The 14148-nt window shown below is 46.3% G+C and carries 12 protein-coding genes; 9 read left to right on the forward strand and 3 right to left on the reverse strand.

Annotation, left to right across the window (positions count from 1 at the left end):
- The first annotated feature begins 11 nt into the window (after positions 1–11).
- The 9 genes from ACKU40_RS17050 to ACKU40_RS17090 all read left to right on the forward strand — a co-directional run bounded on the left by ACKU40_RS17050 (position 12) and on the right by ACKU40_RS17090 (position 9240).
- Positions 12–1580: a TolC family protein gene (locus ACKU40_RS17050; RefSeq protein WP_320173985.1), complete on the forward strand. Its 1569-nt coding sequence runs from the start codon at positions 12–14 to the stop codon at positions 1578–1580.
- 32 nt (positions 1581–1612) lie between these two features.
- A complete protein-coding gene (locus ACKU40_RS17055) occupies positions 1613–2395 on the forward strand; it encodes an efflux RND transporter periplasmic adaptor subunit (protein ID WP_320173986.1) in 783 nt (260 codons plus the stop codon).
- A 6-nt stretch (positions 2396–2401) separates the two neighbouring features.
- Positions 2402–3745, forward strand: coding sequence for an HlyD family efflux transporter periplasmic adaptor subunit (locus tag ACKU40_RS17060; RefSeq protein WP_320173987.1), 1344 nt, complete (start codon positions 2402–2404; stop codon positions 3743–3745).
- Entirely contained in the window at positions 3746–5863 is a 2118-nt protein-coding gene (locus ACKU40_RS17065; protein WP_320173988.1) for an efflux RND transporter periplasmic adaptor subunit, read from the forward strand. It begins immediately after the preceding gene.
- Between the two features lie 166 nt (positions 5864–6029).
- Complete coding sequence (gene tnpA / locus ACKU40_RS17070; protein WP_320173989.1) at positions 6030–6338, forward strand: IS66 family insertion sequence element accessory protein TnpA; 309 nt, start codon at positions 6030–6032, stop codon at positions 6336–6338.
- Positions 6338–6691 carry an IS66 family insertion sequence element accessory protein TnpB gene (gene tnpB / locus ACKU40_RS17075; protein ID WP_320173990.1) on the forward strand — a complete coding sequence of 118 codons (354 nt, stop codon included), beginning with the start codon at positions 6338–6340 and terminating at the stop codon, positions 6689–6691. Before tnpA ends, tnpB begins: the two co-directional genes overlap by 1 nt.
- A 48-nt stretch (positions 6692–6739) precedes the next feature.
- A complete protein-coding gene (gene tnpC / locus ACKU40_RS17080) occupies positions 6740–8362 on the forward strand; it encodes an IS66 family transposase (RefSeq protein ID WP_320173991.1) in 1623 nt (540 codons plus the stop codon).
- Between the two features lie 54 nt (positions 8363–8416).
- Positions 8417–8692, forward strand: a complete 276-nt coding sequence (locus ACKU40_RS17085) for a hypothetical protein (RefSeq protein WP_320173992.1) — start codon at positions 8417–8419, stop codon at positions 8690–8692.
- Positions 8693–8985: 293 nt separating this feature from the next.
- Positions 8986–9240, forward strand: coding sequence for a hypothetical protein (locus ACKU40_RS17090; protein ID WP_320173993.1), 255 nt, complete (start codon positions 8986–8988; stop codon positions 9238–9240).
- 71 nt (positions 9241–9311) lie between these two features.
- On the opposite strand, the gene ACKU40_RS17095 is transcribed toward ACKU40_RS17090, so the two are convergent.
- From ACKU40_RS17095 to ACKU40_RS17105, 3 genes are all read right to left on the reverse strand, one after another.
- Positions 9312–10958 carry a sigma 54-interacting transcriptional regulator gene (locus ACKU40_RS17095; protein ID WP_320173994.1) on the reverse strand — a complete coding sequence of 549 codons (1647 nt, stop codon included), beginning with the start codon at positions 10956–10958 and terminating at the stop codon, positions 9312–9314.
- A 155-nt stretch (positions 10959–11113) separates the two neighbouring features.
- A complete protein-coding gene (locus tag ACKU40_RS17100; protein WP_320173995.1) occupies positions 11114–11878 on the reverse strand; it encodes an HPP family protein in 765 nt (254 codons plus the stop codon).
- A 146-nt stretch (positions 11879–12024) separates the two neighbouring features.
- Positions 12025–14025 carry a hypothetical protein gene (locus ACKU40_RS17105; protein WP_320173996.1) on the reverse strand — a complete coding sequence of 667 codons (2001 nt, stop codon included), beginning with the start codon at positions 14023–14025 and terminating at the stop codon, positions 12025–12027.
- Between the last annotated feature and the right edge of the window lie 123 nt (positions 14026–14148).

Here is a 14148-nt window from a genome sequence, read left to right on the forward strand (position 1 = left end):
GTGTTGTTAGAATGAAGAAAGCTAATTACTCAAAATTGTTCATGTCCATGTGCTGTCTGGTCCTGCTTTCCGGTTGCGGCTTTATTAAACCCGAGCCTCTCACGCTCCAAGAAAGGCAGGATTATATTGAAGAAGATAAAAAACTGCGTGAAAAATACAGTATTGATATCAAGGGACCTATGACCCTTTATGATGCCATGGCCAGAACTATCCTCGCCAATACCGACTATCAGGTTCAGAGGATGGAGAAGGTGGTTGCTAACGGGGAGTTTGAAAAGGCTAAGTTGGAAATGCTGCCCGAACTTCGTGCAACTGGCTCATATGCATATCGTGACCCCCAGTCTGCTTCCAAGAGTGTGAACCTTGATACCGGTGAAGTTTCCACTGGCGGCTACACTTCCTCTGAAGAGAAGGAACGGTTTCTTGGAGATGTTACTTTTTCCTGGAATTTACTTGACTTCGGTTTAAGCTATTATCAGGCCAAGCAGCAGGCCGATGCGGTTCTTGTACGTCATGAAATGCAGCGCAAAGTTCTGCAGAACCTGATGGTCAAGGTTCGTTATGCTTATTGGAAAGCGTATTTCGCACAATTCTTTGAACCGAAGGTCGTTGCCATCCTTGCCGAAACAAGGGTGGCACTTGAGAAATCCAAAAAGACTGAGCAGTTGAGACTCAGGCCTCCTATGGAAACTCTCAGGTATCAGCGTGCTCTTTATGAAATAATATCTCAGTTGGAGAATCTGAAGTCTGAACTTGACCTTGCCAAGATTGAGCTGCGGACTCTTATTGATGCTCCTTTCGGGGCTAAGCTTACACTTCTTGCTCCTGGAAATCCGGACAAAGAAAAACTCAATGCGACCTTTCCTGAGCTGAAGGATATGATTGATCTGGCCCTTAATCAGCGCCCGGAAGTCAGGCAGGCAATGTATCAGGCTCGTTCAAGTTCGTATGAAGTACGTAAAGCTATTTTGAAAATGCTTCCCGGACTGGAGCTCAAGGCTGCCCTGAATTATGATTCCAACACATATCTCAGAGATAACTCCTGGAGTAACCTTTGGGCTCATGTGACAGGTAATATTATGGATATTCTGACTGCTCCAACCAGAATTGAACATGCAGAGTCTACTGTGAATCTTGCTGAACACCGAAGGCTGGCTGTTCATGTTGCGGTGATTTCACAGGTGCAGATTGCTGTTCGTCAGTACAGCGACTCTATTGCTTCAAGTCAGCGCGCCAAAGCAATCAGCAATATTGACGCTAAAATGAATACTCTTATGAAAAATGAGGTGAGTAGTTCTGCGGGAAATCCGCTTGAGTCCATCAGGCAGGACGCATCCGCCCTGTTTTCTGAGTTGAACCATTACAAGCGTTACGCTGAGGCTCATAATTCTTACGGAAGGGTGGTCATGTCTATGGGGCTTGATATGCTTCCTGGTGCAGATCTTAGTGTGATGAGTTTCAATGAGCTTAGGAACAAGCTTATGCTCACCCAGAACTTCGCTATGATGGATGTGAAAGGGTTGGTAAACCGCCATAAGCTGGCGATGATGTTGGAAAATCCCAAAGACGAAGAAAAATAAACTTATAAAGCACTGAAGTGCAGAAGGACTTCATGCGTAAAAATATTAAGTATTACCTTTTGGCAATGCCTCTGCTTGTGACATTTTTGGTGTTACAAGCAGAGGCATCCGAAGTTTTCAATGCTACAGGTCCGATTTTTAGTGAGCCTGTCCGGGCTAAATTGCGTTCCAAGAAGGAAACGGTCCTTTCTTCGGGAATTGGAGCAAAAATCGCCAAGTTGACTTATCGCGAAGGGGACAGCTTCAAGTCAGGAGCAGTTTTAGTGAAATTTGACTGTAGTATGGAAGAGGCGGAAATGCAGTACGCTAAGGCTGAGAAAAAAGCAGCTGAAACAGCGGTCAGGGTCAATAAGCAACTCGACAAGCTCAAATCCATCAGTCTGCTTGATGTTGAGAAAAGTGTGGCCGAACTGGATATGGCAAGGGCCAAAGTCGGTATCATGCGTGCCAAGCTCAAGACCTGCATTGAAAAAGCTCCTTTCAATGGAAGGATAGCAAACCTGAATGTGAAACCCTACCAGCGGGTCAATACGGGTGAAGTGCTCATGTCCATAGTTGATCCTGATTCTCTTGAAGTTGAGCTCAGGGTGCCTTCAAGCTGGTTACGCTGGCTTAAACGTGAGCAGAAATTCAGATTGCACATAGAAGAGGTTGATAAGGAATTTGAGGCTGTGGTTTCGTCTATTGGAGCCAAGGTTGATCCAGTTAGCCAGACAGTCAAGATCATAGGCGAACTCAATGCCAAAGACGGTTCTGTGTTGCCCGGAATGAGTGGCAACGCTATCTTTTCATTCAACATGCAGAAAACTCAGTAGGAAGGTATGCAAAAAGGCTCACCCCAGAGTTCCGGCCTGAGTGTATTGTTGCAATTGGAGAAGATGGCCCGCAGGGCGGATACTGTTTCTTCGCTGCTTTTCCTCGCCGTAAACGAGACCATAAAACTGATTCCCTACCGGCAGGCTTTTGTCTGGAGCTTGAGTAAAAACCGTATTGAAGCTGTTTCCGGTTCACCTGCATTTGAAAAGAATACCCCGTATATTCGATGGGCGCTTAAATTATCACGAATTCTGAATAAACAGGGCAAAGCTGAGCCATATGTCGTCTCACGAGACGATATTCCCGAAAAACTACTCTCTGGCTGGGATGAGTGGCTTCCTGAAAATCTTCTATGGATTCCGCTGAGTAATGTTGGGAAATCCAAGTCAGGGGCGATGGTTCTGGCCCGGAATGAAGAGTGGACTGACAGTGATATCACTCTAGTCTCTTTTCTTGCGGAAACTTACGGGCACGCCTGGGATGCCTTGGAAAATCAGAGAAAGGATGGTTTTTCCTGGAGATTCAAGGCGGTGGGCCGGAGCTGGGGAGTATTGCTGCTCATGCTGGGCTTACTTGCAGGTTCCGTATTTATTAAGGTCCCGCTTACAGCTCTTGGTCAGGCCGAGGTTGCCGCCCTTGATCCCGCGGTGATCCGTTCCCCTCTTGACGGTGTCATAGACGAGGTGCTGGTTGATCCTAATGCAGATGTGTTTAAAGATCAGTTGCTGGTAAAGCTGGATAAGCAGAATTTTGAAAGCCAGCTTTTGCAGGCCGAAAAAAGCCGCGATGTTGAAAAGGTAAAATTGCTCAAGGCAACGCAAACAGCTTTCGGCAGCATGGAGTTTTCCGGTCAGATCGATATTCTCCGGGCCACGATCAAGGAACGAGAAGTAGAGGTGGCCTACATAAAGGACCTCATGAAACGAGCGGATATTAAGGCCCCGTTTGAAGGTGTCGCAATTTTTGAAGATAAGACCGAGCTTGTGGGCCGTCCTGTGAAAACCGGTGAACGTATCCTGTCAATTGCCCGCAAGGGGCAGAGCAAGCTTATTGTCTGGCTTTCTACACAGGACGCTATTTCTCTAGAGCCCGGTTCAAAAATCAGGATGTTTTTGAATGTAGACCCGGAAAATCCGGTGGAGGCAACCTTGATCAGGGCCGCGTTTATCCCTTCCCCACGTCCGGAAGGATTTATGGCTTACCGGGTTGAAGCAGAGTTTGACGATAAACAAAATGTTCCAAGGGTTGGTCTGCGAGGTGTTGCGAAAATTTACGGGCAGGAGGTTTCTTTTGCCTATTATCTTTTACGGCGTCCGTACTCGGCCATAAGGCAGTGGGGCGGCTTTTAAATGCTTCAGGAACAGGAACCTTTTGTTCCCTGTGTGCTAAGGCAGGAACTTGAGCTTCACCCCGGGCCTGTCGATATTCTTGATAATCCGACCTGGACGATTCATGATCCTGTGAGCGGGCAATTTTTCCGTATCGGCTGGAAGGAGTTTGAAATCCTCAGTCGTTGGCATATGGGCGATGTGCAGAAAATACTTGATGCCATGAATCATGAGACTGTTTTTCGGACCTCGGAGTCAGATCTGGTCAGGATGGATAAGTTTCTGCGTGTTTCTTTTTTAAGTCGTCCGGAACTTGCTGACCTGCCCCGCCATGAACAGGTGCGCGGAATGAAACTCATGAGCTTGTCCAAGGTTCTGAAAAGTTATCTGTTCTTCAAAATTCCTTTTTGCCGGCCAGATCGTTTTCTTGAGTGGATTCATCCATGCTTTAAGATTTTTTTCACTCGTACCTTCGTTTGGATGATGCTTTTTTTATCCCTTTTTTCTCTGGGATTGATAGTGCGTCAATGGGACAGTTTCCTTTCTACTTTTGCGCATTTCTTCAGCTTTAAAGGGCTGGTTGTTTATACCGTTGTAATAATTTTAAGTAAGATTATACATGAGTTTGCCCATGCTATTACCGCCAGACATTACGGGGTTCGGGTAACTACGCTGGGAGTTGCAATATTAGTTCTATGGCCTTTGCTTTATACCGACACCAGCGATTCCTGGAAACTGACCGATAAACGTAAGCGCATGGTTATCTCCGGGGCAGGGATTATTTCGGAGTTGTTTCTTGCATCCGTGGCCGGGCTTTTATGGGCTGTTTTGGATGACGGTCCATGGCGAAGTGCGTGTTTCCTGCTCGCAAGCACAAACTGGATTACCACAATCCTTTTTAACATGAACCCATTCATGAGATTTGACGGTTATTTTATCCTGTCGGACTATTTGAATATGGAGAACATGCAACCCCGCGCTTTTGCCTATACCGGCTGGCGGATTTCCGAGTTCCTGTTCAGGTTCGGCGATCCATCGCCTGAGAAAATTCCAAAACGTCTTCAAAAGCCGCTCATGTTTTATGCTGTATCCACATGGATATACCGTATAGGCCTCATCGCAAGTATTTCGATGATTGTTTATCATCTGCTGTTCAAGGCGGTCGGGGTCATACTGCTGGCAGTACAGCTTTATCAGTCTGTTTTTACGCCGCTTTCCAAAAAAGCCGGGAAGGTTTTCGCCCGGAGAAAGGAGATAAGACTTTTGAAAAGCAATGTGGCTGTTAGCATAATTTTACTAGGTGTTATCGGTACATTTTTTCTGCCACTGAACAGCAGTATAAGGGCTCAGGGCTTGTTGAAGGATGCAAACCGTTCTCTCCTTCATGCGGTTGATTCAGGGCGGATGGAGAATGTTTTTTTCAAAGATGGTAATAATGTTGAAGTAGGGGATGTTCTTTTCAGTCTTGCATCGCCTGAGCTTGAATATCGGATCAATACGGCGTTACTGCGTATGGACCGATATAGGCGTGAACTTGAAAGCCATGGTTTTGACGCACGTCGCAAGGAGTACCGTTTGGTATTGCTTGCCGAATTGGAGCGGGAAAAATCGGCCTACGAAGCCTTGCTTAAAAAGAAGGATAAGCTGACCGTGAGAACCCCGGTAGACGGCATTCTGGAGTTACCAGAAGATCAGTTGCTCAGTGGGGAATGGGTTGGGTCCGGTGCTTATCTCGGGACAGTTGTGGATACTTCCTCCGCAGAGCTGAAGGCTTTTGTATCTGAGCTTGATGTCCACCGCATCAAAGACGGTGCGGGGGCTGTTTTTTACCCTGATCTCGCTGAATATCCTCCAGTGAAGGCACGACTTGTTTCCATGGAGGATTACGCAATCACCGAGCTAAAAGAACCGGCCTTTGCTTCGGTTCATGGGGGAGAAATGGCAGTTACCCACGAAAAGGAACGCCTGTTGCCTTTACAGACTTTTTATCGGGTAACACTCAAGCCTCTAAATGATCCCTTTACAACTCTTCCCTTTGAGCTTGGAGGCACACTTGTGATAGAAGCGAAGAAGCAGAGTTTAGCTGAAAGATTTTTCAAAAAAGTTTATGGCCTGCTGATTCGGGAAAGCGTATTCTAGATTTGTGTATCTTTACTTTTGTAGTATTGCAGGTAAATTGTCTAACGATTAAGTATATTGGAAGTGGATATGGCATTTCTAATTTAAACCGTAAGCGTCCAAACATCTACATCTTCCATTTATTCCCCCGTCTGGCATAGTTCTCTTCCATTGAAGGAGGATGACTATGAAAAACAAACAGCGTTTCTGGAAAAAACATATTGAAGCATGGAGAAACAGCGGTGTTTCTCAGGCTGAGTACTGTCGTGAGCACAGTCTTTCATATAAGTCTTTCGGATATCATAAACGCAGGGTGGGTGCGTCAGCCAAGCCGCAAAAGGTTATTCCTATCCCGGAAACCGCAATGCGAGCAGAAGAAGAGTCGCGGACTTGCAAGCCTATAAGTCTTTGTGTTCCCAGAGGGTTTCGGATAGAAATTGAACCAGGTTTTTGCCAGCTTACCCTGAAAGAATTGCTTGAAGTTGTTGCTTCCTGATGCTTCCGATTGATTCAAAGTCTCAGGTATTCATCGTGCTTGGCGCAACCGACATGCGCAAGGCCGTCAATGGACTCTCGGTCATGGTGGCCGACCACCTGGATCTCGATCCTTTTACCGGAAATTTCTTTGTCTTCTGCAATCGCGTACGCACGATTATCAAGGTTTTGTACTGGGACAGCAATGGTTTTTGCCTGTGGCAGAAGCGTCTTGAAAAACACCGCTTTTTCTGGCCCGAGTCGGAACGGGAGGTGCTTGAATTCAGCTCTCGACAACTGCGTTGGCTGCTTGAAGGCCTTGATCCTGTCCGAACTCAGGCCCACCCCTCGTTGAGTTATTCTACTATTCTTTAATGTTACGAAATAATTGTGTTTGCGCTAAAATAACATACTCTTTTCCGCATGGACAAAGCACTTCTTCCCGATGATCCTGAAAAGCTGAAAGAGCTTATTCTGCAACAGAATAGACTGCTTGCCGCCCAGAATGCAGCGATCGCTGATCGTGATACGGTAATTGTCGATCGTGATGCGGTAATTGCCGATAAAAGTGCCGTTATTGAAGAGCTGTCAGAGCAGGTTGAACTGCTCAAAGCCATCGCCTTTGCCAAGAAATCGGAAATGGCAAAGAAGCCCGCAAAAGACGAGTATCAGTATTCCCTTTTTGATGAGGCGGAGTTTGTTTGTGAGCAGTCTTCATTCGAACCGGAGGTCGTGCAGGTTCCGGCGCATTTCCGTGCTAAAAAGGGCCGCAAACCTATCTCCGAATCCATTCCCCGCAAGGAAATTGTTCACGACATTCCAGACGAGGAAAAAATCTGCGCTTGCGGCTGTGAATTGAGTCGCATCGGCGAGGTCGTAAGTGAAAAACTTGATTACGTCCCCGCTAAAATCCGGGTTCTACGGCACGTCCGCCCCAAATACGCTTGCAAAAATTGCGAAGGCACCGAGGGTGACGGGCCGAGCGTTAAGATCGCTTCGATGCCGCCCCAGCTGATCCGGCAGGGCATTGTCACTCCGGGGCTTCTGGCCCATATCTTGATCAACAAATTCTGTGACGGGCTTCCTTTTTATCGCCAGAACAAGATGTTCGAGCGACTGGGAATCGATATTTCACGCTCTACCATGTCCAACTGGACCGTGCTGGCGGCAGAGCGATGCGGACCGCTTATGGAATTAATGTACGAATATTTGCGCTCCGGCAGGATCATCAATCTCGACGAAACACCGGTACAGGTGCTCAAGGAACCGGGCCGGGAGAACACGACCAAATCCTACATGTGGGTAGCCTGCAGGAGCGGGACAAAACCGGTAGTCCTGTTTCATTACGCGCCGAGCCGTGCAGGGAAAATTGCCACTGAGATTGTCGGGGATTTCAAGGGATATCTGCAAACTGACGGCTATGCCGGATACAACGCTTTGGGCGAATCCGAGGGGATTACTCACGCTGGTTGCATGGTACACGTGCGCCGAAAATTTATGGATGTCCTCAAGGCTGGTTCGAAAAAGAAAAAAGGCACGGCATCGACGGTGGTTGCCCTGATAGCGAAGCTTTACCGACTGGAGGGGCGGGCCCGAAAGGAGGAGGCTTCAGAGACGGAAATTCTGACCATGCGGACGGAAAAATCCAGCCAGATTCTTGAAAAAATCCACGAAATAATTACGAAGAGCAGCAGTTCAGTGCCTCCGACAAGTCTTTTGGGTAAAGCGATTTCCTATGCTTTGGGCCAGTGGGCCCGGATCACAGTTTTCCTTGAAAATCCGACACTCTCACTCGACAATAATATCGCTGAAAATGCCATTCGTCCTTTTGCGGTGGGTCGAAAGAACTGGTTGTTCAGCGGTTCTCCGCGCGGTGCTGAGGCGAGCGCGACCCTCTACAGTCTCATCGAAACCGCCAAAGCCAACAAATTAAATCCTGCTGACTACCTCTGCGAACTGTTCGAAAAACTCCCCCATGCGCAAAGCAGCACCGATCTCGAAGCCCTCATGCCTTGGGCTGTGTCAAAGAACGCCGAAACAAAGTAACGACTGCTTCTTTCTTCATACCTCAGCTTATCGGGGCTTTGTAGGTGTAGGTGTTTGGACGCTTACGAATTTAAGAGTAAACTTTGTGCAGATGGGAAAGTCAGGCTTCGTGCACGGATATATTTGAGAGATAAGTATAAGCTCGAAACATATGTAGGGGAAGGAAGGCCTGGAGTTCGCGCTGAAGTTGCGTTTGCCTTAACTTTTCGCTGCACTGATACAGATAGAGAGCGTGCATCGAAAACTTATGATGAGTTTTATAACATAATGCGCAACAATGTAGAAACCGCAACAATTGAAGTGCAGGAACAGGTTCAGCTTTCATCGTAAAAGAGGTGATATTCTCAGTTTCAGTAAAGAACTTTATTACTCATAAAAGATAACTGACGGATCATTTTGAATAGCCAGTAAAGAACTTTATTTTTTAAACCAAAATTCTGTTCATTGAAAATAGCGTGTTGCCGAGGTCTTGAGTAAAGAACTTTATTACTTTCCCACAAATATTGTTGGAGAACAATAAAGTTCTTTACTGAACAATAAAGACCTTTACTGAACAATAAAGTTGTTAACTGATTCCGCTCCTGTTAGACTGTCAATACGGTTTAAAACAGGAGCGGTTTTTTATGGCTAAAAGAAGTAATGGCTTAACAGAGGCAAAGCCCAAGAAGTGGATCAAAGAAGGGCGTGGTTCCGGGCACGGTGCCGACTACTCTCCTTGGTTGCGGGTTAGGGATATTGCTTCCAAAGGAAGGTCTCTCCGAGTTTTTGGGCATAAATCCCGGCGAACACACCATCTCTTTTCCGACCTAGAGCTGGTATTAATTACCCCCCGATTGGACAAGATTAAAGAAGAAAATAACATGCCTCATTTTCTGTGAATAAGGCGGGAAGGTATGTTTGGGCGAGTGGACTTAGCGAAAACATATATAACGCTTTCTGTTGCACGCCCTTATTTGTCTCTTGAACAAACAATCTCCATTTTCCTTATGCGTGTAGCAAGAGTTGTTGGCTTTAAACCCAGTAGTTTTGCCGCACCATCAGTTCCATAAATCTTGCCACGACATAGCTTGAGGGCTCTTTCAATATTTTCTTTTTGAAGCAGAACCACTTCCTGCTCGGTTAGCACCTGTTCATTGAGTTGGTTGGTTCGGGATTGTTCTACCATCGGGAGTTCTGCTCCCAGGCTGTTGAAGAAATCGATATTTTTTGGGTCAGAACTGGAGGTGATTGCAAAACGTTCGACTATATTTTGAAGTTCTCGAACATTACCGGGCCATGAATACTGAACCAGCTTTTGTAGCTGTGCATCCGTAAATAGAAATACAGGACGTTTAATTTCCAAAAGAAATTGCTTTAAGAAATGGTTTGCCAAGAGTACGACATCATCTTTTCGATCTCGTAGCGGCGGAACATCAATGGGAAAAACATTGAGTCGGAAATAGAGATCTTCCCTGAACCGACCGTTTTCAACCTCAGTTTTAAGATTCTTGTTGGTTGCCGCAATAATCCTTACGTCAACCTTACGTGTCTTTTCCTCGCCGACACGTTCGTACTCCCCTTCCTGTAGAATTCGAAGCATGTGAGCCTGTTGTTCAAGAGGGATTTCCCCTATTTCATCAAGAAACAGCGTCCCCTTGTGTGCAGCACCGAATTTACCGATCCTATTCGCAACAGCACCGGAGAATGCGCCTTTAACATGACCAAAAAATTCACTCGAAAATAAATCCTTAGGAATGGAAGCACAGTTGACTTTGATCATGGGACTGTTTCGGCGTGCGCTTCGTTGGTGAAGTTCTCGGGCGACCAGCTCTTTTCCTGTTCCAGATTCGCCCAGTATCAATACGCTGGCATCTGTGGATGCTACGAGGTCTATCTGCTGTATAATTCTTTGTAGTGGAGCACTTTGACCAATGAATCCGCCGAAAGATGTTGAACTCAGAAGCTCTTCGCGTAAGTAGCTGTTTTCAGATTCAAGACGTTGACTCAGTTCTTCTATTTTTTCGAAAGCCCTCGCATTAACAAGAGCAGCGGCAGCATGGTTTGAGATAATATTCAATATATCAAGGGCGGGTTGAGCTATTTCGCTCTTGGTGAAAACAGCCAGAACGCCCATTGTCTCACCATGGTAAACCATTGGCTGACCGGCAAATCCATTTATGCCTTCCCGTTTAGCCCAATTCTGGTGAAGTATCCACTTTGAGTCTTTGGATATTGATTTTACAATAACGGGAGTACCGGTGGCAGCGATGTGCCCTACCTTTCTGGCTCCCAAAGGGAAACGCCTATGGTCACCGTCAATACGAGCCCAATCTACAGCGGAATCAACTACAGACTGTCCTGCGCTGGCAACCAAATGCAGACATTCAGTTTGCTTCAGACACTCATGTTGCAGAGGGCATGCTGAACAGATATCACCATTTTTAATCAGCCAGATTCGGGCGAGGGAGATATTAGGGAATTGAGCCAGCCGGTTTACGATAAGAGTGAAAAGAGATCCGGTAGACCTTTGTTGTCCCATTTCCAACAGAAGAGATTGTATTTTCTCATTCCGAAAGTGAAAAGTTTTTTCGTCAGCCATAACTGAAGTTCTAAACATAATTATTCCAACTGACAATAGAAATGGCAACACACTCGGTCTTATGGGGTAGGGCATGGGGATATCTTTTTGAGATTGGTAGGTATATCTCTGGTTATAACCATCAGACAATTCATGCCCTACCCTTTATTAATTTCTAATGACAATCCCTCCTTTTAATTGACTTGGGATAATATTTTAAAATGATGTGTCCCGAGAATTATGTTCCCTACAGTCATGCCGCAAAGACCAATTATTCTGACGGTAGGAGATATGGACTGAAAACACATGATTATACAACTGACTATACATATTGCTACACCCGCAATTTGAACCTTTTCCATGTATAGTCCTGCATTTTTGACGTAGTTATCACTATCCCGGGCAGGAAATTCAAACCAGATTCTATTCCAGATAAACGCAAAAATTACGGTTATTGTGGCTCCCCATGCCATGTGGAGAGGAAGCAAATACCACGGCATGGGAAGCGGGAGTATTGCCGGTATTGCTGCAGTGGCGGCTGCAGGTGGGTGATCGGCGTCAAAGATCTGCATAAAAACTGCTGCCAGCAAAACCGAAAGACCAAGCTTTAAGGGAATTATAAATTCTGTTCCTGGATCAATATAATTTCCTATCCAGACTCCAGCCAGTCCGCATATCGAGGCTACCGTGTGCCCTACAACTACTGACTTTGGCCGTGCAACACGCAAAAAAACACAGGTCGTATTTATGAAACATGTTGCTGCAAGAGGTGGGTAAAGGACTTTGATCTCTGTTTTACCGGATAAAATTGCTATCAGCCCCAATAACAATCCTCCCCCCAATGATCCCCACACAATACGGGCCAGAGAAATAACTCCCGGACGGTATAATTCTTTTGAAAACTCTTCACGACATAGTTTGGATAATCTGAATTGTACTGAAGCTGATCTGAAATGCATCTGTTACCCCAAGGATACCATTGCTAAATTAGTGTTGACAGAAAACAGGGTGGTTGCACAGCCGACCCCGGCTATTAATTGTCGGAGAAACCGAGGTCGGCTGTGCAGGCCATCAAGGCTGCAGGCAAACGTTATTGCAAATTGAGCTATGACCGCCAGCAGACATTGGATCTGGCTTCGTCAAAGTCCCTAAGGATCATTGCGGCTACTTTTGCAGGGTCGGGATCAACGTTCATGCAGGAGCCAAGCAATTCCTTTGTGCCGTTATAAAGGAATTCTTCGACTTTTTTTGAACCATGCACAGGGGCATGAACGCAGTGGTAGGAGTTGAAACCGAGCATGCGATAGGCAAGGGCTGCCCCAACGCCTTTTTCGTTGGACCATTCCGGGGTAACTTCGGCAAATGGCAGATCTTTTAAATGACGTCCGGTATATTTTGCGATTTCTCTGAACACTGCAACGGAGTGTGCATTGTCTATACATTCACCAAAATGCCATACCGGAGGCATTTTGGGGCCGAGGAATTTAAGCAGCTTGTCACCGCATTTTTCCTGTCCTTTGCTGGAGCAATATCCCAGTTTGGCCATGGGGAAAGACGCACATCCGTTGGTAAAAACCAGTACGTTGTTTTTCAACAGGATATCGACGATATCCACGATGGCTTTTTCAAATACGATTCTGGTGTTTGTGCATCCGGCAAGGTTGATGATTCCCTTGATTTTTCCTTCAATTAGGGCTGAGGCGATTGTTGAAAGTGAACCATAACGGGCCTTGAGTGTTTCAAGGTTAAATCCTACTTCAGCCTCAATTGCGTGTCCGGGAATATGCCTTTTTACATCGCGACGATTCTTGAAGCTTTCAATTGCACGGGTAACAATACGCTCTGCCAGTTCAGGTAGTTTATCCAGATCAGAAAGGTCGCGTTTGTAACCGATATGTTCTGCTCCGGGCAGACGGTTTGACTCGTTGGTGGTCACGACTACAGTCTTGTAACAGTTGGCAACATCCATAATGCCTGGAAATACTTCCTGAATATCAGCCAACCAGAGATCAAGAGCTCCAGTTGCGAGAACAAGCTCCGATCCGTTAGCGTTAGAAAGGGGTATTACTCCTCCAAGCCTGTACAGGGACGACAATCCGGAACAACAAATACCGTAAAATTGTATACCGGTTGCTCCCGCTTCTTTCGCCATTTCAATGAACTTTTCACTACGTGCTGTCTTTATCACTTCCATTGCCATCTGCGGAGCGTGACCGTGAACAGCTATATTTACCGTATCTGTCCTCAGGGCTCCAAGATTAGCTTTAACTGTTGTTCGTTGCGGCACACCGTATAGACAGTCACTTGCAATAGACCCACCGACCACACTGTTCATTGAGAATGCGACACCGAGACGCATGAATTGGTCCATAGCTTTGCGCCAGTCTCCCTGAGTGCCCACTGTGGTCTGATGCAATGCTTCAAAGACTTCATGGTATGAGCCTATAGGAAGTAAATCGAGATCTTCCCAGACTCGTTTTCGTTCGTACGTGGCAACGGCATCAAGTGTCTTATGGGTTCCGGGGACTGATCGACTTAAATCTTCCAGAAGAATGTCTGCAATTTGTCCAGCCAATTCTTCGATAGTACTGTTCCTGATATCAAGGCCGAACATATCGGCAACAGCTTTGACTTTGTTCACGCCTTCAATAGGCAGGTTCACATCACCTTCTGCTGCTTTTTTCAAAGTGAGAATAATTTCCCGCGCACGCGCTCCATGTGCGGCAACGCCACCCGCAGCAGACCTGACCAGATTTCGGGCAACAATCAGATCGGCATCAGCTCCGCAGGTTCCTCGGGGAGAGCGTTCAGTAATCTTGCAGGGTCCCAGCGAGCATATTTTGCAACACACACCTGCCAGCCCGAAGGTACAGTGTGGTTTCTGTTTGTCAAAACGATCAAAACAGTTTTCTACCCCCTGTTCTTCCATATATTTAACCATCTCCCGGACAGCTGGATCAGGGGCTTGCTCCATGACATCCTGTTTACTGGCAAAGGACTGACGGTATTCTTTGACTGCATTCTTGTAATCAGTGAAATCGTTATGGTTATGATGATGGTGCCCATGGCTATGGTCATGGCTGTGTGTGTGGTGTTCTTTTCCCATTTCTGCATTCCTCAATGGCTGTTTCAACCCGGTAGATACTTTGAGTAACGCAAACCAATTATTGCTGTTACTCAAAGAGGCCCCGAAGTTTTTTGGCTAGAATTGTTTTCTACAGCCATAAGG

Origin of the sequence: Maridesulfovibrio sp., from assembly GCF_963666665.1 — a bacterium.
Classification (GTDB): domain Bacteria; phylum Desulfobacterota; class Desulfovibrionia; order Desulfovibrionales; family Desulfovibrionaceae; genus Maridesulfovibrio.

Bases quoted from the DNA above. Each gene is read 5' to 3' on its own strand.
- ACKU40_RS17050 (WP_320173985.1), top strand. From the start codon at position 12: ATGAAGAAAGCTAATTACTCAAAATTGTTCATGTCCATGTGCTGTCTG.
- ACKU40_RS17055 (WP_320173986.1), top strand. From the start codon at position 1,613: ATGCGTAAAAATATTAAGTATTACCTTTTGGCAATGCCTCTGCTTGTG.
- ACKU40_RS17060 (WP_320173987.1), top strand. From the start codon at position 2,402: ATGCAAAAAGGCTCACCCCAGAGTTCCGGCCTGAGTGTATTGTTGCAA.
- ACKU40_RS17065 (WP_320173988.1), top strand. From the start codon at position 3,746: ATGCTTCAGGAACAGGAACCTTTTGTTCCCTGTGTGCTAAGGCAGGAA.
- tnpA (WP_320173989.1), top strand. From the start codon at position 6,030: ATGAAAAACAAACAGCGTTTCTGGAAAAAACATATTGAAGCATGGAGA.
- tnpB (WP_320173990.1), top strand. From the start codon at position 6,338: ATGCTTCCGATTGATTCAAAGTCTCAGGTATTCATCGTGCTTGGCGCA.
- tnpC (WP_320173991.1), top strand. From the start codon at position 6,740: ATGGACAAAGCACTTCTTCCCGATGATCCTGAAAAGCTGAAAGAGCTT.
- ACKU40_RS17090 (WP_320173993.1), top strand. From the start codon at position 8,986: ATGGCTAAAAGAAGTAATGGCTTAACAGAGGCAAAGCCCAAGAAGTGG.
- ACKU40_RS17095 (WP_320173994.1), bottom strand. From the start codon at position 10,958: ATGTTTAGAACTTCAGTTATGGCTGACGAAAAAACTTTTCACTTTCGG.
- ACKU40_RS17100 (WP_320173995.1), bottom strand. From the start codon at position 11,878: ATGCATTTCAGATCAGCTTCAGTACAATTCAGATTATCCAAACTATGT.
- ACKU40_RS17105 (WP_320173996.1), bottom strand. From the start codon at position 14,025: ATGGGAAAAGAACACCACACACACAGCCATGACCATAGCCATGGGCAC.